Consider the following 26,737-nt stretch of genomic DNA (forward strand, 5'->3'; position numbering starts at 1 on the left):
TAAACGGTGTTAGATAACGTAGTTTAAATCCCCTTTAATGCTGATAAAAGACTCATTTGATGAAACTTGTCAAAGTTATTTTTATGCTCTAAGGTTGGGTTCAAACTATATCCATTTTGATTTTTTAAATAAACAGCCAAAGCTCCTTGGACACCGTATTTGTCATCTAAAAAACATTGTGGAAATCCATCAAATGAGAATAGAAGATCTATCTGAAGCCCATTTGACATTAACGATTTGTCAAATTGCATATCATGTAAATGAGGATATGGTCCTATACGATCGATCACATCTTGAGGAAGTCCTTTTTCTTTTAATTGATACATTTTTTTTACTAATTCAACGGTTTCCCTGGAAAAAGCAGCGATTAGTCCACTTTCACGAATGCCCATTAATTTCACGTTGAATTTGGAACTGTCTAACCCCTTCACTGCTTTGTAGTCTTTCACAAATTCATTTAGCACAGTTATTGTTAATTTGCCTGAACTTAGAAAACCGCCTTTCTCGTATTCATAAAAGCCTATTGGTTTAAAGAATGTTCCACTATCGTCTCTACAAAGAAGTTCTAGGTTAATGTTTCCGTATTTTGCTTTAAAAAGACGAAAATTCATATCATGACTGTCAACAGGTGTTATTTCCCTACCTGATATAAATTGCGCTTTAGACTTTTTTATTGTGGCTTCTTCAAAAAGAACAAGTATCATTTCTTGAGTTGGTGTCATGAGTTTTGTTTAATTTAATATTGCCTAACGTAGGTGTAAAGCAGCAATACACTTTATCTTACATATACAGCAATATAGAAATACCATTAACAGAATTAAAGAATTTTCCTTCTAAAACCTTTTTATCTGATTAAGGGACAGAGGTCAATATAGGTGTTGAGGATTCCCATAGAAGTTAGATCAAAACCCAAATCTTACCACTAACTAATCCTATTGAGCATGGTAAAAATGGTCGGACTCCGAAGGCAAAAAAGTACTCTGATTTTAAAGTAAAGTTGAAAAGCAAGAGGGTAACCTGCCGCCGCAGGTTACAATCGCATAATCGTTACATTTACAGCACTTTACAGGATGTTGTAGTTTTCATTTTTATATCAATTTTATCCAAAAAGCTCCTAATGCCTTGATAATCAGCCTAGAATTTACCCAAAAACGCATAAAAACAACTTCTCTGCCTCGCAAGCAGGTAAGTTTTAGTAAGGCTTTGGGGCTTGCAGCGCGAAAGACCTTTCGCTCGCTTCTTACTCGAACCGGATTCGGCTTGTCATTTTCAATTTTGCGACCTTCGGGAGCAAAACAAGATCGTTTTTGTGGTAACAAAGACACATCTTGAAATTCAATTAATCACCTCATTTGCAAATTCTAGGCAAATTGATAATCATGAATCAAAGGGAATAGTCCGATGCCCCATGACTAGACTGCTTGGGGCAGATAAACCAGAAGAGAACCCGTCTGCTGAAGAATCAGCCTATACCTTCAGGGTAAATAGCTTGTATTTCAGTATTTCCTCCTCATTAAACTTAAAGAGTTTAATTTCTGGATTTACCTTTTCTTTTCCCCAATTCCGATAAATAGATACCTTCAGTACGATTGTTTCACTCTGGCTTTCTTCCAAGTCCAGATTAAATTGCCACTCTCCTTTCAGGGTGCTATCCAGGTAAAGCTCCTCAATGGAAGTTTTCCATTCACTCGAGGAAATTGCCGTTCGTGACACCTGACCTCTGGGATTAACTGCTTCAATCGTGAATGCATGGTCTGGATTGGCCCATTCCAATACTACTCGGGTTATAGGCTCCTTCATTCCCTCAAACGCATTTGAATCATCAATTGCATTCGGGAAAATGGTTCTCAAATTCTCTGTTTTGTACAAATTGATCATCTCCTGGAATTCGATTCCAGATAGGGCCTCACTGAACTGCCCCAGGTTGTTATCCGCTCTTCCCAAATAAGTACTCCACGCCATTTCCGGTCTGCCTGAAATGGCCAGCGCGTGGGCTAAATCTCGGATGGCTAGGGTATCCTCGGGGAGAAGAGCAAGAATCTGTCGATAAACTTGAATGGCGCGTTCGTGTTCTTCTGCGGCTTGGCAAGCGTAGGCCAGATATCTCAGTTCCGTAATATCGTCGTCTAGATTTTTGACAAAATTTGTGAACCCTGGCTTACTTAACCGAGCTGCCTTTTCGTATTCAATATATTTTAAAGAGTACGGAATAGCATCCTTTTGAAAAATCTCTTTATTCAATAATGATTCGCCTTCGGAGCTTTTGGAAATGCGATTCGGATCCCTATTCGTCTTGATAATAACAACTCCTCCCTTTCCCATTTCTCCGTAACGAACGGTTGCTGCAAGACTCCTCAAGACAAAGACTTCCTCGATATCAGCGATATTTATCATTGGAGGAGATTGTGTATAGAGAACTCCGTCGATTTCTATTAGGGCATTACTGCTAATGTTCAACGAATTCGTAGATCTACCTAACCCGCTTTTAATTCCTCCAGGAAGCTTGGCGGCAATTGCCTTTAGCCAACCCTTTCCCTTTGGGTCGTATGCCTCGTTTAAATTATTACCGTCGATGTAATAAACACTATAACCACGACTTCTCAAGTCCTCCGTGCCAAAATTGGTTTGGATGGTCTCTGGTTTATTGGGCATTCCCTGTATTTCCACTTTTTTGGCTCGCCCACGTACAGTTACCTCATCCAGTTTGTTGGTATTGCGAACCATCGTAATCGATATCCTATCGGACTTTAAGGGAACTTTAAAATCGACAGTTTCCATTCCGATAAATGAAAAAATGAGAACATCGTTCGGCCTCGCCTGAATTGAAAACTCTCCATTATCATCGGTCTGGGTACCCCAATCGGAATCTTTTACTCGAATATTGACTCCTGCAAGAGGACCGTCCATTGAAAGTACAATACCACTGATATCAACCGCACTATCTTGACCCATCGACGAGTCAATTGAAAGCAAAGACACCAAAATACCTAATAGAAAGATTCTGCTTTTCATAGCATTACCGATATTCCTAAAGATAGTAATTGAGAGAAATAGTACATGGCTTGTAAGGTTAAGGAAATATCACCTCGCAAGCAGGTAAGTTTTGGGAAAAGGATATCTTTAAAATAGCAAGCCCCTATTTCTGAATCATGAAGAAAATCTCCGCACTCTTCAGGTTTATCATCCTGAGTTCTATTATAACTTCATTAATGAGTTGTTCAAAAGACCTGGATGACAATATTATTCCCGGCTGTTTTCAAGAGGATGGGAGAAGGGTCATAGCGATTGTTAACGGAGCCGATGGAACCATTCGGGCACCTAGAGTATTTTGTCCTTCCGAATTTACAATCGAACCGGATGAGAAATCAGCCAGCAGACCCTTAGGAGCTTTCTATCCTTGTAACTTGGAAAGTGAATTTCAGGTTGCTGATCGGAGAGTGACATTTAGTGGCTATATCTATGAATCTTTTGACACAGAAAATATTTGTGCCGACTTCTTTCAGATTACGGAAATCCGTGTTTCGGAATAATTCTGTGAAAATCCCGGAAAAGCCGACAATACAGGGTCCTAAATGTTAAATTTTGGGCTTGTTTGCAAATTGTTTGCAAATGAAAAAAGCCTCAGAAGATGAAAATCTCCTGAGGCCTTGTATTTATTGATGTGGGCCCTACTGGATTCGAACCAGTGACCCCCTGCTTGTAAGCGCGAATATTTGCCTTTTCATACATTTTCATTTTTCTTCAATCTCTGGAAACCCTTGATTTTATTGGGTTTTTGTTTTTACTTGTTTTCATGCGTTTTCAAAAAAGGTGGGTATTTGTTTCACCTATGTTTCACCCCTTAAGAAAAAAGCATGGTTAGTATTAAGTTAAAATTAAAAGCAAAAGCAAATTCTCAAGGCAAACATTCTATCGTTTTGCAAGTGCTAAAAGACCGACAGAAAAAAATTATCGGTACAGGTCTTTTGGTCAAAAAAGAACTGTGGGATGACAAAGAACATTGTTTTAAAACCAGACATCCTAACGCGATGCAGAACAATTGCCTGTTAGATACCATTAAAATCAAGGCTCGGAATATTATATCAGAATTTGAAATAGACGATATTGATTTTACTTTAAATGAATTTGAAAATCGTTTCCGTTTTGGTTCTAAACGAAACAAAATTGATTTATTTACTTTTTGGACATCCGTTGTTAAGGACCTGGAGCTCTCGGGACGGATGGGTTATGCCCGTACAAACAAAGACACCCTAAACTCACTAAAAGAATTCCATAAGAAACCAATCTTATACATGCGAGAAATCAATGTTACGTTTCTCGACAAGTACGAGGTATTTCTTAGAAGTCGTGGGGGGACTAATGGCGGTATCTCTGTACGTATGCGAAGTATTCGAACTATTTTTAACCTGGCTATCCGTAGGGACCTGATAAAGCAGAATATTTATCCATTTTATAAATACAAAATATCGAAACTCCGAGGTAAACGTATCAAACATGCCTTGACTTTGGCTGAAATTGAAACTTTTAAAAAAGTAGATTGTGAAGGTGATATTCAACTGATCAATGCAAAGAATTATTTTCTATTTAGCTTTTATACAAGAGGTATGAACTTTGCCGATATGATGCGTTTAAAATGGTCTGATGTCACCAAAAATCGCATCATATATGCCAGGGCCAAAACCCAAGGGAATTTTTCTTTGAAACTAGTTCCTCCGGTACAGGAAATCTTAGATTATTACAACAAGAACAGGACAGATACCAATTATGTCTTCCCGATTTTGTTATACGATTGTATGACACCTACCCAAATTGAGAATCGGAAACATAAAACATTGGGACAATACAATAAAAGTCTAAAAACCCTTGCGGCGAAAGCGGAAATTCCCAAAAATATAACCAGCTACGTTGCAAGACATAGTTTTGCCATGTGTCTCAGGGAGAAAGGGGTCAGTATTGACATAATTGGAGAAACACTAGGTCATCAAAGCGTATTAACTACCAAGGCCTATGTACGTGAGTTTGGGGTAGAAGTATTAGATGAGGCTGTGGACGTTCTACTTAAGTAAAGGAATTGGAAAAATATTGTGCATTTTTTTATAAGTGACAAAGCTATCTTAGGATTAGGCGTGGACAACAAAGGGTTGTGGTTTTATTCTACCGATCATTGTTAGGCTAGAGGCCCAACAATCACAACCGGTAATGCGCGTTACCGGAAGCTCTTATTTTTGAATTCATGTAGCCAGCGGAATGAAGGAAAAATATGTGTTGAAGGTGTTGGCAAGAGCCTTTCAAAGTATCAAAAGCATACATTACCTGGTTCCATAAAAGGTCAAATATCGAAACTCCTTAAAGAGACCTGGATTAGGACACAAGGTATAGATAAATTCATTTGTTGTTCGATTATTTCATAAAACGGCCATTATACAAAACCATACTAGATTTTATTTCTTAAAGAGCTGTTTATAAGAAATTACAAAATCAACGTAAAAGTTAATCTACCTTCTTTCAAAAGGCCATTTTTCTAGTCGTGATGAATGCCGTTAAGGAATTTTTGCTTCAGGTCAAACGGAAACTAGGGAAGGCAACCATTGTTATAATCAAATTCAGCGGCGATGGTCCATTGTGCCAATCCCCCAGGAACTTAAACTTTACCACAATTAAGGTGCGATTCACAACAAAAAGAACAAACAGCACAACAACATGGTAGGGAATTCGTTAATCTAGTTGTTTAAAAAGAGTAAAAACAACAATAACTTTTAAGATTAAAAATAAGGTAATTATGAAAAACACAAATCTATTCAAGTCACTAGTTGTAGGAATAATGGTACTTACCGTAATTGCCTGCAGCAAAGACGACGACCCCACCGCGAGTGTAATGGTCAATGGAACTACTTTAAAAACAAGCCCTTCGGACTTTACGGTTGGTGACCGATCCGATTTCAATGGTGATGTTGATGCAAGTTTTACCGGTAACGGCGGTTCCACAACTCGTATGTTCAGCTGGAACAACAATCTTAGTACGGCGGATTACAATGCCGATATCACAGCTACCTCAGAAGGTACCTTCAATATGATTGTAACAGATGCAGATGCAAATATCGTGTTGAACAGATCTTTGAACGGAGCGGTTGAGCCTGATTCTTTCTCCGGGGTAACCGAAGCAGGAACTTCTGGGATATGGACGGTGACGATTACCGTAGAGTCTTTCAGCGGTGATGGTAGCTTTTCTTTAAGCGAGGGGAACTAGTCTCATAGTTTGTAAATATAAATATATAGAAGCCCCTTTTCTGGGGCTTTTATTGTTTCAATCAGGAACTATACTAAAAACTAAAACCAACTTTTTTAAAACCAAAATAGCCCCAGATCTTACCAAAAATTTTTGCACATGGTTCCTATCCGGTTTTTGTAGCGTTCGGGAAGATAAGCGTAACGTAAAAATCGGATAGGGTGCAACCTGCTTGCTTTTCCTGATTTCTTGTCTTTTGAGATTTACTAACCGATCTCCATCCCTGTGTCTCTGGCCTGTCCAATTCCCTTCTTTATTGCATTTACTATTTTCATGGCCATTTGTACCTTGTTTGTAGGGATGGTGGGCACTTTGATGCCGGTGCTCTGTAACAATTTGAGCGCTATGTCCTTTTCCTTTGTCTGTAGCCCCAGGACCTTGGCAATGAACCGATGAGGCTCTTTCAGATAGGTATTTCTCGCTCTATAGGACTCCACATAGTTCCTCTGGAAGCCCGATACGCGATCGAACGTCTTCTCCGCTGCCTCGAAGAAATTGTCCCTGTCGAACCCACGTTTGACTAACTTTCCGTTCAACTGTACCTCAGAGGCCTTGTGCTTGGCCATCGGTGATAAGGTATAGGTGTTCGTTTGGTCCCTCCTGCTAACAATGATGTGCACATGGGTCTGGTGGCCCTCCTTCTTCATCCCGGCTGCTATCATTTTTCCATTCCGTTTGTGGGGAGCCATCGCCACCTGCTTATCAATTTTCTTTTGCAGCTTGCTGATAAACCCTTTTGCCTCGCCCCGCTCAACTTTTCGTATCTCGTTTCTTAATCGAGCTATTTCCTTACGGTAGGGGGCGTTCTCCTGGACCTGTTTCTCGTATCCCCGGTAGGTGCGCTCGTGCTCTATTTTCGCGAAGTATTTGAGATCTTCTACCCTCACCTCCTGGTTCCTGTTAAAACTCCGGGCATAGTCGTCCATCATCTCCCTGATATAACCCCTCAAGAGGGAAGGGTCGTTGCCAATGGCCTTCAGTTCTCGTTGGTTGGGGCTAACCACCAGGGAGTAGAATTTGGGGTCGTGCTGCCTTAGCTTGGCCGTGTTTCCATCGATCTCCATTATGACCCTTTCCGGACTCACCCTATCATTCTCCTGATCAAAAAAGTGTTCCTTAAGTTCGAGGTGCTTGTCCTGGTCTTCCTTTTCCAAATAACTGACATAGCTGCCGACACTGCTGGTGTAGGTGCTGCCCATTTTCTGTGATGATATATTGATGTACATGCTTCTCTATTGTAATGAGGCCTTTAGATTGTCGAACTTCATGATATCCATGTTGACCCGTAGATAGGGCTTTCCCAATAGGGGCTCCACCTTCTCTACCTTCTCTAAGAGTTTATGACACCTTTTTCTATAGTCTTCATAGTCGCCTTTGAGCATATCGTGCTCGTATTTGGGCACTGTTTCAGGCTTGGGAATGGCAAATGATTCCTCATTCCGTTTTCTGGAGATACCTCGTGGCTTCTTTTTCTCCTCAGCGTTGACATGGGCCATATAGAGGGCCAGGGTCATTTCATAAATGGGTTTGATGCTCGTCCGCTCCATGTTCTTGATAATGGCAATCAATTGGTCTGTTTTCTTTGACACCATTTTATTGACAGACTTGATTTCCCGTACGATCTTCTCCACACTATCCCCGAACGGATCCAGGTCGTTCCTTTTCAGAAAGACCATCATCCGTAGCAGTACCTCACTGTGGGGCTGATCAAAGCGTTTGGAGTAGTCCCTGAAAAGTACGGCCACTTCCGACTTGACGCTGATGGCTGAATAGGTGGTCACACCGGTCTCTTTTTTCTTGATAGGATCTCTTTTGTCGATGCCTGTTTTTTGGTGTTTTTTCGTCATGATAGTTGATTTTTTGCGCCATTGATTATCAGTATCTACGGGGTCTCCCACAGGCATTACTGTAAATTCTCAACCCTTTACTGTACAACTGGTTTTCATACTGTAAGAGAAAACCCGGCTTTGCCTGTTCAATAAACTGATTTTCAACTGGTTGAAAATCCGCAAACAAATGTGATGTCGCAGGATGCGCATCACCCTCTTGCTCTATTCCTTTTTTCCCGCCTGCGGGAAAACTGAAATACCACTCGATAGGGTGGTAAATTTCTTTATTGTTGCTTGCAGAAAATTAGATGCCAGGCTATTATTTTTTCTTTTACCGATCACTTCCTTCTACTGGGGCCATCCAATTTGAGCAGGTTGAACATTTTAATAAATCGGTCGGATAGTTGCCTACCGTAGCGCTGTTCTAGTTGGTCCAGGTTTAAATTGGTGGTGATATGCGTTTTAGTGCCCTGGCTTCCAAAGTTCCGATAACGGTTCAGCAGGATGCGGATGAATATGTCCTCCTTCCCATACTGGTAGATATTGTTTCCAACTGTTTCCGCACCTAAATCGTCAAACAAAAAGGTCCCTTTGGAATAGTATTGAATAACCTGCTCTTTATTGCTTTCCACATTGAACTTTTCCACTACCTCCTGGGTCGAAATGGATGGAAACCACAATTCCCTAAGTTGATACTGTTTGGCCATGTTTTGAATGATTTGAAAACTGGAGGTTTTACCGGTACCGTAAGAGCCAAAAACCAAAAGTCCTTTGTGCAGGGAGATGTTTTCCAATATCTCAAAAGCTGCATCCCGGTTCCAATACCGGCAGAAATGTCCCAGGAAATTTTTGTTCTGAGCATCCACCTCAAAATCCTGCGCTCCATGGGCATAGAATTCTTGAGCGGTCTTGTAAAACACTCTTTTAAATACCTCTGGAGGACATAAGAGCTTTTCAATGTTTCTTTTTTCTTTCAATTGCTGTAACCATCCATTTTTCATCAGCCTTATTCTAAAATTTGAGTGCTATTTTGACTTTTTTCTTTTAAAGAAGTAATTGATTTTATAGTTTGTTTTGTTACTGGTTTATTATGGTAGACACTTTTGACGTGTCTGGTTGGAAGAAAGTGTCCATGCTGCCTGGACACTTTTGTCAGGTCTGCCTCGCCTTCTCGGAAACTGAATTGGAGAAGGCTTCTCAGATACCTTTTCCTCCCGTCAAAGGATACTTCTTCAATCCATCCTATGGTCTTTAGCTCACAGATGTATCGGGAAACCTGCCGCTCAGAGATTCGTAGAAAGGACGAAATGTATTGGTTGGACATATAACAGGCTTTCCCGTGCTCGGTAAAGCTGTGGATCTCCAAAAAAAGAATTTTGGCATACCAGTTCACCTCGGTATTCAAGTAAATCGACTTGGGGATCCATATGCCCTGAAAATTTCTATCGGAGGCTTTCATGGCACAAATCAGGAATTGTTGCGGTAATGCTTTCTTAAATGGGAATTGACCTTTTCTTCCAGTTCCTTTTCTATATAAGAGGGATTTTGCAAGAGCCACTCTTCGATCTTTTCCCGCTCAAAGAACAGGGATCCGTTGGTAGGCTTTGAAAAGGGAATTAACCTGGCGGAGGTCAGCTTATAGATCTTAGAAAGGCTCCATCCAGTATACCGCTGCAGGTTGGCCACATTAAACACCTTTTTGTTCACCAGGGCGGCTTCGTCCAGGTGCTCCATCTTCTCAAGGAGTAATTGTAACAGGGAAGAATTGTGCATATTCATAACGCCATTAAATTATGTTTTCATAAGGTTTCCATGATTAGCCCATGGAACTATATGAAAGCAATTTGCAGGCGTCAGGGCAGTAAATCAAGTAAAGGAACCCCTTCTTCCACTTTCCTTTGGTTTGCCTTTGGATTTATCGATGGCCCATTGGTAGAAGGTGGTTGTCGATATCGATTCTGAGATCCAGCCGACGTTTTGGATGGCAGTTTTTCCAACCTGAATGGGCCTTTTGAAGTTGTTTAATGGTCCACTCCCCATTCTTTGATTTAAAATTCAAGGTAATATACCGGCAAAGGTGCAACAGATTCTCCCCGTAGTACCCTTCTAAGTTCTCTTCGGACAGATGATTGAGCAACTCAAAAAAAAGTCGGAAGTTGGGTAGTTTTCGATCGGTCAACGGCGACCAGGTCAACTTCTCAGATACCTTCTTTCCCGAGAGCAGTTTCTGGTAGTCTTCCCGGCTGGTCTTTAGGTAATCTTTAAAAAGAGTGGCCTTTTTATAATCCAATCCATGGGCTATCCTGGAGAATCGAAAGGGTGTCCCAAAGCTCTTGTTATGATTACATTCACCAGCTTTCTCTATTGGAATGGAATAGGGACTTTTATAATTAAGGAGCTGGGACACGTAGATTTTGGCCAAAACCAAAAGCAGAATCGTAGATGCCACAACCAGGAAAAGACCAAAATATTTAAAGGCTGGTGTTTCAGAAGCAGATAACAGTGGCCAAAGTTGCCAGATCAAAAAAACATACAACCCGAGTGTCAAAACCAGAACGATCCAATGAGGGACTTTCTTTGTTTTCCATGCGGTACTCATTTGATGCGCATCGAAAACCGCTTTGTCGATTCGCTGAAAAAGTAAAATTAGTGTATTTTTAAAAGAAGATTTCATAACCGCATGAGAGCCGTTTATGAAGATAAGAAGATATATGAAAAGAATTTTTGTTTCACCCTTGTTTCACCCCTGCCAAAAAAGAAAGGCCCCCGATTTCTCGGAGGCCACGTCTTTATTGTTGTGGGCCCTACTGGATTCGAACCAGTGACCCCCTGCTTGTAAGGCAGGTGCTCTGAACCAACTGAGCTAAGAGCCCGAAAGGGTGTGCAAATATAGAATCGTTTTTTCTTTCCGAAAAGAAAAATAGGCAAAAAATCAGACGACCTCCGCCACGGTAAACGTGCTGCCGCCTATAAAGATCAGGTCTTCGGGTTCGGCGGCTGCCAGGGCGGCCTGGTAGGCTTCTGAAATGTGGTCGTAGCGGTTGAATGGAAGGCCGTGGCGGGAAGCTGCTGCCACGAGCGTATCAATGGCCATGCCCCGGGGGATATTGGGACGGGAGAGGTAGTATCGCGCCTCTTCCGGGAAGAGCGGCAGGATGCCGTCCAGGTCCTTTTCCTTCACGAATCCCAACACAAAATGGAGCTGCCGGTAGGATTGCCCCTGGAGTTGCTCCAGAACGAGTTCGAGGCCCTCCCGGTTGTGGGCCGTATCGCAGAGCACCCGGGGGTGTTCCCGCAGGATCTGCCAGCGCCCCATGAGCCCGGTGTTTTCAGCAACCAGGGCCAGGCCCTTGCGCACGGCTTCCTCATCTATCCGAAAGTCGCTGGCAGATTTCAGCACGTCCAGGGTGGCCAGCACGCCTTTTACATTCCGGGACTGGTAACTGCCCAACAGGGATACCGGGTAGTCGGGCCAGGTTTCCCGGTCAGCAAACCGGATCAGGGCCTTGTTGGATTCTGCAACCTCCAGGAAAACGGGGGCTACCTCTTCCTGGGTTTCGCTGATCACCACGGGGATGCCGGGTTTGATAATCCCGGCCTTTTCCCGGGCAATTTGCCGGGGCTCTTTGCCTAAAAATTCCGTGTGGTCCAGCCCGATATTTGTGATCAGGCTCACCTCGGGCACAAGGATGTTGGTGGCGTCCAGACGCCCGCCCAGGCCAACTTCGATAACGGCCACATCCACCTCCTGGCCGGCAAAATAATCAAAGGCCATGCCGACGGTGAGTTCAAAAAACGAGAGGCCCGCCTTTTCCAGGAAAGGCTGGTGGTCCGCGATAAATTGCACCACGTACTCCTCGGGCACGGGCTGCCCGTTTACCCGGATCCGCTCGCGAAAGTCTTTTAGATGGGGGGAAGTGTAAAGCCCTACCCGGTAGCCCGCTTCCTGGAGGACGGAGGCGAGCATGTGGCTGCTGGAGCCTTTGCCGTTGGTGCCAGCTATGTGGAGGCTCCGGAATTTTTTGTGGGGGTCCCCCAGGTGGGTGGAAAAAAGGCGGATGGGCTCCAGTTTGCCCTGGTAGGCGTCGCCGCCCTGGTGCTGGTACATGGGCAGACGCGCAAACATCCAGTCCAGCGTCTGGCGGTAGTCCATCTACTGGCCCAGTTTGAAGTTCACCACTACAAAACCAATCTGTTGGCTGGGTGCATTGGAATCCGGGTTCCAACGGTGCAAATACGCAGTTTTCCGCGCGGGTTCCAGCAAACAGGGATCGTTGTTGGTGGTTCCCCGGACCCCGGGCTGCGCATCGATTACCTTTCCGCTGCGGTCCACAGTGATTTTCACCACCACGCGTCCGGACTGGTTGCACTCCTGCTGCACCTGCCCCCTGCTGGCAAGGGAACGGCCACTGAGGCCGTAGCCCCCGGTACCCGTGCCGCTGCCGGGTGCCCCGTAATACGTAGTGGCATAGGGGTCGCCCCCGGGCTGGCCCTTGTCGCCGGCGCGGTCGTCGTCGCCTTCGCTTCCTTCGGCCGTACCGTCGGAGTTGTTCAGGCCACCCATCATCGCGTCGAGTTCCCGTTTTTTAGCTTCTTCTTCCTGTCGTTGCCGCTCGGCCGCCGCCTGTTTTTCCCGTTCGATGCGTTCGGCTTCTTCCTGCGCTCTGCGCGCGGCTTCCTCGGCTTTTTTGCGGGCTTCCTCCTGCTGGCGGATACGGACGGATTCCTCGTTTTCCTGGGTCAGGACTTTTTCAGTGGGAGCATCGGTCTGGGTAGATTCCTCGGGCACTTCGGGCTCGGAGACCGGTTCGGCCGTTTCCTCCACTACTTCCTCCTCAACCACTTCCTCAGGTTCGGGTTGCTGCCTGCGGACGGGTTCCAGGGGCTGCTCATTGCCCATCCCGTACTCCATGGTCCCGAAATTAACGGTAATGCCGCTTTCCTCGGGCGGGTCCATATAGGTCAGGCCGATATAAAACAGCAAAAGGACCAGCAGGCTCAACAGCAGTGTGGTGAGCGTGAAGGATTTTTTCTTGTGTCTCGTATCCAGTAATGACATTAATTCGGACGCACGGCGAGGATGACCTTATAGTTGTTCCTGTTGGCGATATCCATCACGTTGACGGCTTCCTTGATCGCAACGCTCTCTTCGGCCCGCAGGATAATCGTCGGGTTTTCCTGGCCCTCCAGTGCTTTTTTTAGTTCAATTTCAATATAGGCTCCGTTGATCTGCTGGTTGTTCACAAAATAGTCCAGGTCCCTGTTGATGGTCACCGAGACATTCTGCGTATTGGTGGACTTCCCCCGGGCCTTGGGCAGCAACAGGTCCAGGGCATTCGGGGAATTGGCCGTCAGCATAAAAAAGATGAGCAGCAAAAAGACGATGTCCGTCATGGAGGACATGCTGAACTCCGGGCTCACTTTGTTCCTTCCTTTGAGTTTCATACGCGCTGCTTAAATGGGTTCGCTCAGCAGGTCCAGGAACTCCACGGCATTCGCCTCCATCTTGTGGACCACCTTGTCGGTGCGGTTCACCAGGTGGTTGTAGCCCACATAGGCGATAATACCCACTACCAGACCCGCTACGGTGGTGGTCATGGCGGTGTAGATGCCGGAGGCCAGGGCCCCCATTTCGGCCTGTCCGCCGCTGGTAGCCATCTGGTGGAAGGCCAGGATCATCCCGATTACGGTCCCGAGGAACCCAATCATCGGGGCAGCCCCGGCAACGGTTGCCAGGACGCTCACATTCTTTTCGAGTTTGTATACCTCCAGGGTACCTGCGTTCTCGATAGCCGTGTTGATGTCGTCCAGGGGTTTGCCGATCCGCGATATCCCCTTTTCGGTGAGTCGCGCCACGGGGCTGTCGGTCTGGGCACACAGGATCTTGGCGGCCTCCAGCTTTCCGGACATCACGTGGTCCCGGATCTGGTTCATGAAATTCTTGTCGATTTTGGACGCGGCCTTGATGGCCAGCAAGCGTTCAAAATAGATATACATGGCCACGGCCAGCATGACGAAAAGCACCGTGATGATCACGATGCTCCCCGTGCCCCCGTTAAAGATCAGGTCGATAACGGAGAGGGTTTTTTCTTCGGATGCGATCTCACCCAACTGGGTTTCATCGACGGCGTCCTGAAACAATATCATAATAGCTCTCTTATTAGGTTGCTTCTAATAACGGAGTTTTACCGTTTTAAGTATTCCGGCTAAAAAAATACGCAGGCGCCCGGGATGCCTACATCGGGTTGAGGACCAGGTCGCGCAGGAGGATAAACGCTACGGCCCCTGCCAGGAAGCCCACCAGGGCCAGCCAGGCAATCTTGCGCAGGTACCAGAAGAAGTCGATTTTCTCCATGCCCATAGCTACTACCCCGGCAGCGGAGCCGATGATCAGCATGCTGCCGCCCGTACCCGCCGAATAGGCGATAAAATGCCAGAGCGGGTCGTCCATGCCAGGGGAGAACATCCCCATACTGGCAGCGACCAACGGTACGTTGTCGATTATAGCCGATCCGACCCCCAGCAGCATCACCACGATATCCGTGTTCGGGATGGCCTCGTTCAGGGCCTCCGCGTAGGTAAAGAGGTACCCCAGCGACTCCAGGGCCGCCACGGCGAGCAGGATACCGAGGAAGAAGAGGATACTCGGCAACTCGATCTTTGACAGGGAGGAGTGGACCGGGCTGTGCGATGCATGTGCATCGTGCTCGTCGCTTTCCGATTTATCCACCGAACTGATGCTGAACTTGGTCTGGCTGTAAATCTCCGCAAAGGTTGCGACGATCGCCAATGAAAGCATCATACCCACATAGGGGGGCAGGTGTGTGATGGTTTTAAAGAACGGTACAAAGACGATGGATCCGAGGCCCAGGTAGAGCATGGTCGGACCGAACTTCGATTTCGGCTCCTCCAGATCCTCCGGCTCTGCGGCAATCTGCCCGCGGAATACCCTGAACCGGCTGGCGATAAAGGTCGGTACCACCGTACAGACAATGGACGGGAGCAGGACGTGTTCGATCAGCTGGAGTGCAGATACCTTGTCGGCGATCCAGAGCATCGTGGTGGTCACATCCCCGATGGGCGACCAGGCCCCGCCCGCGTTGGCGTTGATAATGATCATCCCCGCAAACCACAGTCGCGTATTGCGGTCCTTGATCACCTTTTGCAGGATGGTCACCAATACGATCGTGGCAGTCAGGTTGTCGATGATGGCCGAAAGGACGAATGCCAGCAGGGAGAATAACCAGAGTAGCTTGGTTTTGCTGCGCGTGCGGATATACCCCTTGATGGTCGCAAACCCGTTGAAGTAGTCGATGATTTCCACAATCGTCATCGCCCCCAGGAGGAAGACCAGGATCTCAGCGGTTTTCCCTAGGTGGTGTAGCAGGATTTCGTCTATATGTGTGGGTTCCAGCTCCTTGAGTTCCGCATTTACCTCAAATACCGGCATATGGGCCAGGGCGATGATTGCCCATAGGAGGGCCATCATGGCCAGGGCAGGTATCAGCTTGTCGATCTTGAGGTTGTGTTCCAGGGTGATGGCGAGGTAGCCGACCAGGAATACGATGATGATAATGGTTTCCATAATGATTAGTTTGTATTACACGAGTTGTTTCAGGGCGATCTCAAAGGCCGTCCGGCTGAAATTCCTTCGGGTTGGATTTTGGTTAAATATATTCAAAATTGCATTTCTAATGGTCCCGGACGTGTCATTAAAAATATCGGCGTCCTCCATGGAGACCCGCCCTTCCATAAAATAGGCAAAGACCCGGGCCATCCCGCAATTCGATACAAAATCGGGTATCAGGCTGACGCGCTGGTCTGTATACTCCATGATCGGGCCGAAGAAAATCTCCCGGTCCGCAAAGGGCACGTTCGCCCCGCAGGAGATGACTTCCAGGCCTGTTTCGATCAACGTGCCGATCTGTTCCCGGGTCACCAGGCGGGAGGCGGCGCAGGGTGCAAAAATTTCGCAGGGCAGGCTCCAGATTCGCGAATCCAGCTCCGCCGACGGGATCAGGTCCTCCGCCACCAGGGCGTTCCCTTTTTTCTTGCCGAACAATTCGCGGATCTCCTCGAAGCTGAATCCCTCTTCTTTGATGACCCCCCCTGCCCGGTCGATAATCCCGACAACCCGGGCCCCCATCTTGGACAGGTAAAAGGCCGCCGCGCCCCCGACATTGCCGAACCCCTGAACCACGGCCCGTTTCCCAACCACACTTTCGCCGTGGATGTCGTAAAAATGCCGGACGGCTTCAGCGACGCCAAAGCCGGTAATCATGTCCGCCACGGTGTATTTCCGGGAGGTGTCGGGCGAATAGGTATCCGTCTCAAGGACCTTGATGACCCCCATGCGCAACTGGCCTATCCGGTTGATCTTATCGGCTTCAGTAGGCCGGAAATGCCCATTGAAAACGCCTTCCTGGGGATGCCATACCCCGGCGTCCTCCGTTATGGGGATCACTTCGTGGATCTCGTCGACATTCAGGTCGCCCCCTGTGCCGTAGTAGCTTTTCAGCAGGGGCGAAACCGCGTGGTACCAACGTTCCAGGACCCCTTTCTTGCGGGGGTCGTCCGGGTTGAAATTGATGCCGGACTTGGCCCCGCCAATCGGCGGGCCTGAGACGGTGAATTTTACCTCCATCGTCTTGGCCAGGGAGAGCACCTCGTTCTGGTCCAGCCCCTCCCGCATGCGCGTGCCGCCCCCGGCGGCTCCCCCGCGCAGGGAATTAATCACAGCCCATCCTTCGGCCTCTGTTTCCGGGTCCTTCCACTGAAATACGATTTCAGGGGGTTTGTTCTCGTAGCGCTCAAGGAGCTCCTTCATCAACATAATGCGGCTTTTGGAATGGTGTGCATTTGGCGCCGGATTCCCGGGATTTCCGGAATCCCCGGCAAGGTAACCAGCCAATCCCGCGACGGGAGGCGGCCCGGACAAATATAAAAATATTGCCCTGCTTTCCGTACGAATCGGGCAAGCTTCAACAAAAAGGGTTTTCAGCCCGGCGTTTTCACATTCGCATTAAACACCTTCGCCTGTTGAATATCGTTTAGCGAGCGCGTATATTTGCACAGTTTCATTGAGAAAAATACAAACCACATGGATTTCAGTTTAACCGAAGAACAACAGATGGTTCGCCAGGCCGCCCGGGACTTTGCACAGGCCGAATTGCTGCCCGGGGTCATTGAGCGGGACGAAAAGCAGGAATTTCCGGCCCGCCAGGTAAAGGCCATGGGGGAGCTCGGGTTTATGGGCATGATGGTTTCCCCGGAATACGGGGGCAGTGGCCTGGACACCTTATCCTACGTCCTGGTGATGGAGGAACTCTCCAAGGTGGACGCCTCGGCATCCGTTGTTGTTTCGGTGAACAACTCCCTGGTGTGCTGGGGCCTTGAGGCCTACGGCACCGAGGAGCAAAAAAAGAAATACCTGCCAGCCCTGGCGTCCGGGCAAAAAATCGGCGCCTTCTGCCTGTCCGAACCGGAAGCCGGCAGCGATGCCACTTCCCAGAAAACCACTGCCAAAGACGCCGGTGACCACTACGTGCTCAATGGCACCAAAAACTGGATCACCAATGGCAATACAGCCGATATCTACCTGGTCATTGCGCAAACCTACCCCGAAAAAGGCCATAAGGGCATCAATGCACTGATTGTCGAGAAAGGGATGGAGGGTTTTGAAATCGGGCCCAAGGAACAAAAAATGGGTATCCGGGGAAGCGATACGCACTCCCTGAACTTTAACGACGTCCAGGTGCCCAAGGAAAACCGGATCGGCTCTGACGGTTTCGGCTTCAAGTTCGCCATGAAAACCCTGTCCGGGGGACGTATCGGTATCGCGGCCCAGGCACTGGGGATTGCGGCCGGCGCCTACGAATTGTCCCTGAAATACTCCAAAGAGCGGAAGGCCTTCGGAACGGAGATCGCCAACCACCAGGCAATCGCTTTCAAACTGGCCGACATGCACACCCAAATTGAGGCAGCCCGGATGCTCGTGTACCGGGCCGCCACCGACAAGGACCGGGGGGAAAACTACGACCTCTCGGGTGCGATGGCCAAATTATATGCTTCCCAGGTGGCTATGGATACCGCCGTGGAAGCCGTACAGATCCACGGTGGGAACGGCTACGTAAAGGATTACCACGTGGAGCGGATGATGCGGGATGCCAAAATCACCCAAATTTACGAGGGTACCTCGGAAATCCAGAAAATCGTTATTTCCAGGAGCATCCTCCAGGATTAAACCGATATTTTATCGGTATCCAGGACGGCGGGGGCCAGTCCCACGGATACCACCCCTGTTTTTTTTCAGGGCTTTCCAGCCAAAAGTTTGATTGAAGGGGCAAGCCCCTTTATTTTCCAAGGGGTGAGGCAATTCAATTCTCCCATTTGAACGCTCATACCCCCCTGCAACTGCTTGAAGGGAATAATTTTCGGCCGGAATTGACGATTCCATAATGCGGCTCGCCTACAATTCCCAAATTGGGAATTTTTCAAGGGATTATTACCAACGTTGAATTTATTTCGGATTATCACAAAATTCGATGAATTAATGACAGAGTTATCCCTAATTTTGAGATAATCACGTATCCGGGAAATGCCGGTACGTCCCCACCCGCAAGCCAATTCGAGCGATTTTGGCTTCGTGGAATTATAAAGCGAGACCCCTATGGAAAAACAAGGATTGTACCTCCCCGAATTTGAGCATGACAACTGCGGCGCCGGATTTATTTGCAGCCTGAAGGGCAAAAAATCGAACGACATCATCCACAAGGCCCTGGAGATCCTCGAGAAGCTCGAACACCGCGGGGCCGTAAGCGCCGATGGCAAAACCGGCGACGGGGCGGGGATCCTGATCGATATCCCCCACGAATTCTTTACCGAGGTATGCTCCTTTGAGTTGCCGCAGCCCGGCACCTATGCGGTGGGCAATGTATTCCTGCCCCAAAAGGAAAACCAACGGGATTATTGCACCACCCTGTTCGGGGAAAACCTGGAAGCGCAGGGCCTCAGGCTCCTGGGCTGGAGGGATGTCCCGGTAAACCGCCGGGTGCCCGGCCGCATCGCTGCGGAAACCGAACCTTTCGTCAAACAGGTATTTGTAGGCAAGGCCTCGGAAGACCAGGACGATTTTGAATTTGAGCGGAAGCTCTTTGTTGCCCGCAAAAAAACCGAACACGCCATTATCGCCTCCAAGTTGTCCGAACGCGGCTTCTTCTACCTGCCGAGCCTCTCTACCCGGATCATCATCTTCAAGGGATTGCTGATGCCGATTGATATTAAATTGTACTACAAGGACCTCATGGACCCGCGGGTGGTGACCCGCCTGGCCCTGGTGCACCAGCGGTTTTCGACCAATACGTTCCCAACCTGGGATTTGGCCCAGCCCTTCCGGTATATGTGCCACAACGGGGAAATCAATACGCTCCGCGGAAACGTTTCGCGTATGCATTCCCGGGAAAGCCTATTCCAGAGCGACCTGTTCGGGGAGGAAATCAAGGAAATCCTGCCCGTCATCCTGCCGGGCAAATCGGATTCGGCTACCATGGACATGGTGGTGGAACTCCTGCTGATGACAGGACGGTCCCTGCCCGAGGTCATGATGATGCTCGTCCCGGAAGCCTGGGAGAAAAACCCGGACATGTCCGAAGCCAAACGCGCCTTCTACGAATTCAATTCCTGCCTGATGGAACCCTGGGACGGCCCGGCGTCCATCCCGTTCACGGACGGCAACTACATCGGGGCGGTCCTGGACAGGAACGGGCTCCGGCCCTCCCGCTACTCGGTGACCCGGGACGGCTACGTAGTCATGTCCTCAGAAACGGGCGTATTGGAGCTGGAGCCTGAAAATATCGCCTTCCACGGCCGGCTGGAACCCGGGAAGATGTTCCTGGTGAACATGGAGGAAGGCCGAATCGTGAACGACGAGGAGATCAAGGAGGCCATCGCCGGGAAACACCCCTATGCCAAATGGCTCAAAAAGAACCTGGTGCACCTTCGGGATATCCCGTACAACGACTGCCCGCTGTTCCTGGACGAAGAGACGCTCGAGAAACGGAAAGCCGCCTTCGGGTACACCCTGGAAGACATCAATACCATTATCCTGCCCATGGCCAAGGCCGCCAAGGAGCCTATCGGGTCCATGGGATCCGATACCCCTATTGCGGTGCTTTCCGAACGCCCCCAGCTTATCTACAATTACTTTAAGCAACTCTTTGCACAGGTAACCAACCCGCCCCTGGACGGGATCCGGGAGGAATTGATCTGCGACATCAGCCTGACACTCGGGACCGACCACAACCTGTTCGACATCTCGCCCCTGCAGTGCCGGAAGCTGAAAATCCAGAACCCGGTCATCTCCAAGGAAGACCTCGATAAAATAAAGAATTACGACAGCAGCCCGGACTACAAGGTGGTATCCATACCGATTCTCTACGAGATCGACAAAGGCCTGAACGGCCTTGAAAACGCCCTGGAAGCCGTGCTCACCAAAGCCTCCCGGTCCATTGACGAAGGGGCCAACATCATCATCCTCTCCGACCGGAATGTCAGCAAAGACCTGGCGCCCATCCCGGCCCTGCTGGCCTGTTCCTTTGTCAACAGCGGCCTGCGAAAGGTAGGCCGGCGCTCCAACCTGAGCATTATCATCGAATCGGCAGAACCCCGGGAAGTGCACCACTTTGCGCTCCTCTTTGGCTTCGGCGCCAGCGCGATCAACCCGTACCTGGTGAACGAGATCATCGCGGAACAGATCGAGGAGCACGATATCCAGGATGTCAGCCTGGAGGAGGCGATCCGCAACTACAACAAGGCCATCGGCAAGGGGATCCTCAAGGTGATGAACAAAATCGGGATCTCCACGCTCAACTCCTACCGGGGCTCCCAACTCTTTGAATGCATCGGGCTGAACACCCAGATGGTTGAGAAGTATTTCCCGAATACGCCCACCCGGATCCAGGGGATCGGGTTGTACGAAATGGAAAAGGAGATTGCCCTGAGGCACCACAAGGCGTTTGACCGCAAGGATCTGGCCGCCAACCTGGACCTCGAGATCGGGGGCGAATACCGCTGGAGGCGGGACGGGGAAAAGCACATGTTCAACCCGTTGTCCATCGCCAAGCTGCAGAAAGCGGTCCGGCTCAACGAGCCTTCGACCTATAAGGAATACGCCGAACTGGTCAACGAGCAAACCAAGAACCTGATGACCATCCGCGGCCTGTTCGAATTTTCAAACTACGACCCGATCCCGATTGAGGAGGTGGAACCCTGGACGGAAATCGTCAAGCGTTTCAAGACCGGGGCCATGTCCTACGGGTCCATCAGCAAAGAGGCCCACGAAAACCTGGCCATAGCCATGAACCGGATCGGGGGCAAAAGCAACTCAGGCGAAGGGGGCGAGGATGCCGAACGCTTCTATCGCAGCCAGACCGGGGATTGGCGGAACAGCGCCATCAAACAGGTGGCATCCGGCCGTTTCGGGGTCACTTCAAACTACCTGACCAATGCCCGGGAAATCCAGATCAAGATGGCCCAGGGGGCCAAGCCGGGCGAAGGCGGCCAGTTGCCAGGGCCCAAAGTGAATCCCGCCATTGCGAAGACGCGGAATTCCACCCCGTACGTCGGGTTGATTTCGCCCCCGCCCCACCACGATATCTACTCCATCGAAGACCTCTCCCAGTTGATTTACGACCTGAAATCGGCCAACCGGGAGGCCCGCATCAACGTAAAGCTCGTATCGGAAGTTGGCGTGGGGACCGTAGCCGCCGGCGTTTCTAAGGCAAAAGCCGACGTGATCCTGATCTCCGGCCACGACGGGGGTACCGGGGCCTCCCCCCTGACCTCCCTGAAGCACGCCGGCCTCCCCTGGGAACTCGGGATTTCCGAAGCCCAGCAAACCCTGGTGATGAACGACCTGCGGAACCGGGTGGTCCTGGAATGCGACGGTCAGCTCAAAACCGGCCGGGATGTTGCGGTTGCCTGCCTGCTCGGGGCCGAGGAATTTGGCTTTGCCACCGCCCCCCTGGTAGCCTCCGGCTGCATCATGATGCGGGTGTGCCACCTGAATACCTGCCCGGTAGGCATCGCCACCCAGAACCCGGAGTTGCGCAAAAAATTCGAAGGCAAGCCGGAGCACGTGGTCAACTACATGTACTTTGTAGCGGAAGAATTGCGGGAGATCATGGCGAAACTCGGTTTCCGGACCATGGACGAGATGGTGGGCCAGGTACAGAAACTGGACCGCCGCAAGGCGATTGACCATTACAAGGCCCGGGGCATCGACCTGAGCCCGATCCTGTACCAGGTGCCTGTACCGATTGGCACGAAATTCTACAATACGGTAAAGCAGGACCACAACATCGAAAAGTCCATTGAATTCGAGATCATCGAAAAGGCCCACCTGGCGCTTTTCCGGAAGGAGAAGACCAGCCTGGACTTTCCGATACACAATACGGACCGGGCGGTAGGCGCCATCATCAGCAACGAAATTTCCAAGATTTACGGGGCGGAAGGCCTGCCGGAGCACACGCTGCGCCTGAATTTCACCGGCTCGGCCGGCCAGAGCTTCGGGGCGTTCGCAACCCGGGGGCTCACGATGATCGTCAACGGCAATACCAACGATTACCTCGGTAAGGGACTCTCAGGCGCCCGGCTGATCATCAAAGTCCCTGGCGGTTCCACCATCCGGCCCGAGGAGAATATCATTACCGGGAATGTCTGCCTTTACGGCGCCACCTCAGGGGAAGCCTATATCAACGGGAAAGCCGGGGAGCGGTTCTGCGTACGGAATTCCGGCGCCCGCGCCGTCGTTGAGGGCATCGGCGACCACGGTTGCGAATACATGACCGGGGGCGTAGCGGTCATCCTCGGGGAAGTCGGCAGGAACTTCGGGGCCGGCATGAGTGGGGGTATCGCCTATGTGCTGGACCGGAATAAGACTTTTGAACGCAATTGCAACAAAGAAGCCCTGAACCTGCTTAAGGTAGAGGAAGACCAGGACATCGCGGAGTTGCGGGGCATGATAGAAAACCACTACAACGCCACCTTCAGCCCGCTGGCCCAGGAGGTCCTCGAAAAATGGGAGACCTACCTGCCCCAGTTTATTAAGGTATTCCCCGAGGAATACCGCCAGGCGCTGATCCGTCTGGAAAACGAAAAGCTAGAGACGATATAAAATGGGAAAGATTACAGGATTTATGGAATACGAGCGCAAGGTGGACCCCTATGCGCCCGTGGAGGAACGTCTTAAGAATTACAAGGAATTCACCAAGCCGCTGTCCGAGAAGGCGATGAAGGAACAGGGTGCCCGCTGCATGGACTGCGGGATCCCCTTCTGCCACAGCGGATGCCCGCTTGGGAACCTGATCCCAGATTTCAACGACGCCGTGTACCGGGGGAAATGGGATAAGGCTGCAGAAATATTGCACGCCACCAACAATTTCCCGGAATTCACCGGGCGGTTGTGCCCGGCACCCTGTGAAGAGGCTTGTGTCCTGGGGATCAACGAAGATCCTGTCAGTATAGAGAATATCGAAAAACACATTGCGGAAACGGCATTTGACAAGGGATGGGTGGTTGCCACACCACCAGAAACGCGGACCGGCAGGAAGGTTGCCGTAGTAGGTAGCGGACCGGCCGGGCTGGCCGCTGCGCAGCAACTCAACCGGGCAGGTCACCTGGTGACGGTTTTTGAAAGGGATGAAAAACCCGGGGGGCTCCTCCGGTACGGCATCCCGGATTTTAAGATGGAAAAACACGTCATCGACCGGCGGCTGGAAATCCTCGAAGAGGAAGGTATCGAATTCCGCTGTGGGGTACATGTCGGGAAGGACGTGGCTGCAACAGACCTGCAGAGTGAATTTGACGCCATCCTGCTTTGCGGGGGAGCCACGGTCCGCAGGCCGCTCCCGATACCGGGCGCCGACCTGGACGGGGTGGTACAGGCCATGGATTTCCTGGGGCAAAACAACAGGCGGGTGGACGGCATCCCCTTTGAGGGCGATGAGATAACCGCCAAAGGCAAAAACGTCGTCGTAATCGGCGGCGGGGATACGGGGTCTGACTGCATCGGGACATCTTTCCGCCAGGGAGCGAAGACCGTTTCCAATTTTGAAATCCTCGGGAAGCCACCAGCCGGCCGGCCGGAAGACCAGCCCTGGCCTTTCTGGCCCATGAGGCTCCGCACGAGCTCTTCCCACAAGGAAGGGGCGGAACGCTTTTTCAGTATTTCGACCAAGGAATTCAAAGGCGATGCGGATGGGAAATTGACCGGCCTGGTCACTGTGGAGGTAGAATGGGAAAAGGTCCCCGGCCAACGGCCCAGACTCGTGGAGCTCAAAGGCACGGAGAAAGAATGGCCCTGCGACCTGGCGCTGCTGGCGCTGGGCTTCACCGGCTCTGAAATGGGCATTGCCGACCAACTGGGCCTCGAACTCGACCCGCGTACAAATATCAAAGCCTCTGTTTCCGATTATAAAACCAACGTGCCTGGCGTATTTGCCGCCGGCGACCAGCGTCGCGGACAATCCCTGATCGTCTGGGCTATTTCCGAAGGCAGACAGGCTGCGCATCATGTGGATTCCTATTTGATGGGGAGTTCCGAATTGCCCCTCAAGGGCGAAGGGGACCTGCCCAGGGTTTGAGAATTAGCTATAGGTTTCTGACAGAAAGCCGCGGGGATCCCCGCGGCTTTTTTATTGGCATGGACCGTACCCCGGGGCAAACAACACAGATTATATCCTGGGGCAAACAGGTGGATTTTAGGACCAATGATACATATGTATAATCATTTGATACATCTGTGGGATCACCTGGGGCCCTTTCCTCATAGTTTTGGCATGGCTGTAAATAACGGCAGGGAGGGGATCCCACAGCCGATGGCCTTTCAGCCTGCGGCCATCGGGGCAAGCCACGCAGGTTATGGTTTTTAAATAAAAACTTTTATTTTAATAGCAATTCAACCTAAAATTCCAATCACATGAAAAAATTAGTATTACTTATCGGAGCTATTCTTGTAGCCAATCTGGGACAGGCCCAGGAGGACACCCGGATCGGGGGGTTCCTGGCCTACGGGACGGAAGTTGAAAGCCTGGGTATCGGCGCCAATGCGGAGTTTCCGATTGCCACCAACCTGGTCATTTCCCCGTCACTGATCTATTACTTCCCCAGGGAGGAAGAAGGTATCGACATCAATTGGTTTGAAGCCAATGGAAACGTCAATTACTACTTCCTCGACAGCGACGGTATCGGTTTCTATGGCCTGGCCGGACTGAATTACACCTCGGTCAAAGTATCGGGCGATTCCGGTTTTGGCGGTGATATTTCGGTTTCAGATGGCCGCCTGGGCCTGAATCTCGGGGCCGGCGCCAACTTTATCATCGGCGGTTCCGTCATCCCGTTTGCGGAACTGAAATATGTGATCATCGACGAGGGACAGCTCGTCCTGATGGGCGGCGTCAAGTTTAATATATAACGGACGCCTGTATGAACCATAAAAAATACGGAAGCTCCATGCCTTTATTCCTATTGTGCATGGGGCTTCTATTCTGGAATTGTAAATCGGATCCCAAGAAAGCGGAAGTTTCAAGTGACCCGGAACCGGAACCGGAGCCCACCATCGAGGTAGTGACCAACTCCATGGAATTCATTTCTCCGGATACCATCCCGTCGGGCTGGAACACTTTTGTGTATAAGAACAAGTCCACGGAGCCGCATTTTATCCTGCTTGATAAATACCCCGAAGGCGTCACTATTGAAAATACCATTTCGGAGGTGGCCCCGATATTCGAGGAAGGGATGCAACTGATCATGGAGGGCAAAAATGAGGCAGCCATGGGGGCCTTCGGGAAATTGCCCGAATGGTTTTCAGAGGTCGTATTCAGCGGGGGCAACGGGCTGATATCGCCTGGCCTCACAGCTACGACCACAGTAAACCTCTCCCCGGGATATTACGTCATGGAATGCTATGTCCGGATGCCGGATGGCCGGTTCCACACTTCCATGGGAATGGCCAAGGAATTGATTGTGACAGATAGCGTCAGTACCGTGAGCCCGCCATCGGACTACATGGATGTGCAGATCAGCCGACAGGCCGGTATCAGCTGGAACGGCCAGCCAAAGGTGGGGAGTAACACGTTTCGCGTAACCTTTGCTGACCAGTCGCCCCACGAACATTTTATCGGTCACGACGTAAATCTCGTATCCGTTGCGCCGGACGCTGACCTGGAGGCACTCGAGGCATGGATGAACTGGGCTACGCCCACGGGGCTTATGAGCTCTACCCTGCCGGAAGGCTTTACCTTCCTGGGGGGCGCCAATGATTCCCCGGGGGGCACCGTACAGTATTTTGAAGCGGAACTGGCCCCGGGTCAGTATGCCTTTATCTCGGAGGTCCCGGGCAGCCAGGCCAAGGGAATGTTGAAGACTTTCCTGGTTTCCGAATAACCCGGGCCTTGGATTTGCCCGCGCTTCCGATTTACCCGGGCCTGTAACCGCCTGGTAAACGAATGCCGGGGAAAGAAGTTTCGGGAATAAAAAAGCCCCTCACATTGCTGTGAGGGGCTTCTGGTATAAAGGAGGCGGCGACCTACTCTCCCACCTTGTGAGGCAGTACCATCGGCGCTGA

The 26,737-nt window shown here is 50.0% G+C and carries 22 protein-coding genes and 1 tRNA gene; 8 read left to right on the plus strand and 15 right to left on the minus strand.

What is annotated here, in order from left to right; genetic code table 11:
• Positions 1-23: 23 nt before the first annotated feature.
• Together AC3DKS_RS13095 and AC3DKS_RS13100 are read right to left on the minus strand one after the other, a co-directional pair.
• Positions 24-722: a hypothetical protein gene (locus tag AC3DKS_RS13095; protein ID WP_474732322.1), complete on the minus strand. Its 699-nt coding sequence runs from the start codon at positions 720-722 to the stop codon at positions 24-26.
• 745 nt (positions 723-1,467) lie between these two features.
• Complete coding sequence (locus tag AC3DKS_RS13100) at positions 1,468-3,012, minus strand: carboxypeptidase-like regulatory domain-containing protein (protein ID WP_474732320.1); 1,545 nt, start codon at positions 3,010-3,012, stop codon at positions 1,468-1,470.
• 137 nt (positions 3,013-3,149) lie between these two features.
• Here AC3DKS_RS13100 and AC3DKS_RS13105 point away from each other — a divergent pair, with 137 nt between their 5' ends.
• The 3 genes from AC3DKS_RS13105 (at position 3,150) to AC3DKS_RS13115 (ending at position 6,247) form a co-directional block, all read left to right on the plus strand.
• Complete coding sequence (locus tag AC3DKS_RS13105; RefSeq protein ID WP_474732316.1) at positions 3,150-3,530, plus strand: hypothetical protein; 381 nt, start codon at positions 3,150-3,152, stop codon at positions 3,528-3,530.
• A 324-nt stretch (positions 3,531-3,854) separates the two neighbouring features.
• A complete protein-coding gene (locus tag AC3DKS_RS13110; protein ID WP_474732314.1) occupies positions 3,855-5,066 on the plus strand; it encodes a phage integrase SAM-like domain-containing protein in 1,212 nt (403 codons plus the stop codon).
• 713 nt (positions 5,067-5,779) lie between these two features.
• Positions 5,780-6,247 carry a hypothetical protein gene (locus AC3DKS_RS13115; protein ID WP_474732312.1) on the plus strand — a complete coding sequence of 156 codons (468 nt, stop codon included), beginning with the start codon at positions 5,780-5,782 and terminating at the stop codon, positions 6,245-6,247.
• A 245-nt stretch (positions 6,248-6,492) separates the two neighbouring features.
• Here AC3DKS_RS13115 and mobB read toward each other — a convergent pair whose 3' ends face one another.
• From mobB to AC3DKS_RS13180, 13 genes are all read right to left on the minus strand, one after another.
• Positions 6,493-7,512, minus strand: a complete 1,020-nt coding sequence (gene mobB / locus AC3DKS_RS13120) for a MobB family relaxase (RefSeq protein ID WP_474732309.1) — start codon at positions 7,510-7,512, stop codon at positions 6,493-6,495.
• A 6-nt stretch (positions 7,513-7,518) separates the two neighbouring features.
• Positions 7,519-8,133, minus strand: coding sequence for a BfmA/BtgA family mobilization protein (locus AC3DKS_RS13125; protein ID WP_474732307.1), 615 nt, complete (start codon positions 8,131-8,133; stop codon positions 7,519-7,521).
• Between the two features lie 320 nt (positions 8,134-8,453).
• Positions 8,454-9,116 carry a P-loop NTPase family protein gene (locus AC3DKS_RS13130; protein WP_474732304.1) on the minus strand — a complete coding sequence of 221 codons (663 nt, stop codon included), beginning with the start codon at positions 9,114-9,116 and terminating at the stop codon, positions 8,454-8,456.
• Positions 9,117-9,121: 5 nt separating this feature from the next.
• A complete protein-coding gene (locus AC3DKS_RS13135) occupies positions 9,122-9,574 on the minus strand; it encodes a helix-turn-helix domain-containing protein (RefSeq protein WP_474732301.1) in 453 nt (150 codons plus the stop codon).
• 8 nt (positions 9,575-9,582) lie between these two features.
• Positions 9,583-9,894 (minus strand): DNA-binding protein, encoded by a 312-nt coding sequence (locus tag AC3DKS_RS13140; protein WP_474732299.1) that lies wholly within the window; start codon positions 9,892-9,894, stop codon positions 9,583-9,585.
• Between the two features lie 136 nt (positions 9,895-10,030).
• Entirely contained in the window at positions 10,031-10,789 is a 759-nt protein-coding gene (locus AC3DKS_RS13145; RefSeq protein WP_474732296.1) for a hypothetical protein, read from the minus strand.
• Between the two features lie 124 nt (positions 10,790-10,913).
• Positions 10,914-10,988: transfer RNA gene (locus AC3DKS_RS13150), tRNA-Val, on the minus strand.
• Between the two features lie 59 nt (positions 10,989-11,047).
• Positions 11,048-12,268, minus strand: coding sequence for a bifunctional folylpolyglutamate synthase/dihydrofolate synthase (locus AC3DKS_RS13155; protein ID WP_474732294.1), 1,221 nt, complete (start codon positions 12,266-12,268; stop codon positions 11,048-11,050).
• Positions 12,269-13,174, minus strand: coding sequence for an energy transducer TonB (locus AC3DKS_RS13160; RefSeq protein ID WP_474732291.1), 906 nt, complete (start codon positions 13,172-13,174; stop codon positions 12,269-12,271).
• Entirely contained in the window at positions 13,174-13,560 is a 387-nt protein-coding gene (locus AC3DKS_RS13165; RefSeq protein ID WP_474732288.1) for an ExbD/TolR family protein, read from the minus strand. The genes AC3DKS_RS13160 and AC3DKS_RS13165 overlap by 1 nt, the downstream gene beginning before the upstream one ends.
• A 9-nt stretch (positions 13,561-13,569) precedes the next feature.
• Positions 13,570-14,262, minus strand: a complete 693-nt coding sequence (locus tag AC3DKS_RS13170; RefSeq protein ID WP_474732286.1) for a MotA/TolQ/ExbB proton channel family protein — start codon at positions 14,260-14,262, stop codon at positions 13,570-13,572.
• Positions 14,263-14,350: 88 nt separating this feature from the next.
• Positions 14,351-15,700, minus strand: a complete 1,350-nt coding sequence (gene nhaD / locus AC3DKS_RS13175) for a sodium:proton antiporter NhaD (protein WP_474732284.1) — start codon at positions 15,698-15,700, stop codon at positions 14,351-14,353.
• A gap of 15 nt (positions 15,701-15,715) precedes the next feature.
• The gene (locus tag AC3DKS_RS13180) at positions 15,716-16,942 is read right to left on the minus strand and encodes a Glu/Leu/Phe/Val dehydrogenase dimerization domain-containing protein (RefSeq protein WP_474732281.1); all 1,227 of its coding nucleotides are present in this window, start codon (positions 16,940-16,942) and stop codon (positions 15,716-15,718) included.
• 273 nt (positions 16,943-17,215) lie between these two features.
• Between AC3DKS_RS13180 and AC3DKS_RS13185 the strand changes: the two genes are divergently transcribed.
• The 5 genes from AC3DKS_RS13185 to AC3DKS_RS13205 all read left to right on the plus strand — a co-directional run bounded on the left by AC3DKS_RS13185 (position 17,216) and on the right by AC3DKS_RS13205 (position 26,556).
• The gene (locus tag AC3DKS_RS13185) at positions 17,216-18,358 is read left to right on the plus strand and encodes an acyl-CoA dehydrogenase family protein (RefSeq protein WP_474732279.1); all 1,143 of its coding nucleotides are present in this window, start codon (positions 17,216-17,218) and stop codon (positions 18,356-18,358) included.
• A gap of 426 nt (positions 18,359-18,784) precedes the next feature.
• A complete protein-coding gene (gene gltB, locus AC3DKS_RS13190; RefSeq protein ID WP_474732276.1) occupies positions 18,785-23,287 on the plus strand; it encodes a glutamate synthase large subunit in 4,503 nt (1,500 codons plus the stop codon).
• A 1-nt stretch (position 23,288) separates the two neighbouring features.
• A complete protein-coding gene (locus tag AC3DKS_RS13195) occupies positions 23,289-24,755 on the plus strand; it encodes a glutamate synthase subunit beta (RefSeq protein ID WP_474732273.1) in 1,467 nt (488 codons plus the stop codon).
• Between the two features lie 335 nt (positions 24,756-25,090).
• On the plus strand, positions 25,091-25,585 hold the full coding sequence (locus AC3DKS_RS13200) for an outer membrane protein (protein WP_474732271.1): 495 nt from the start codon (positions 25,091-25,093) through the stop codon (positions 25,583-25,585).
• 38 nt (positions 25,586-25,623) lie between these two features.
• Positions 25,624-26,556 (plus strand): hypothetical protein, encoded by a 933-nt coding sequence (locus tag AC3DKS_RS13205; RefSeq protein WP_474732269.1) that lies wholly within the window; start codon positions 25,624-25,626, stop codon positions 26,554-26,556.
• Positions 26,557-26,737 lie beyond the last annotated feature (181 nt).

It is taken from the genome of Robiginitalea sp. (assembly GCF_982776155.1).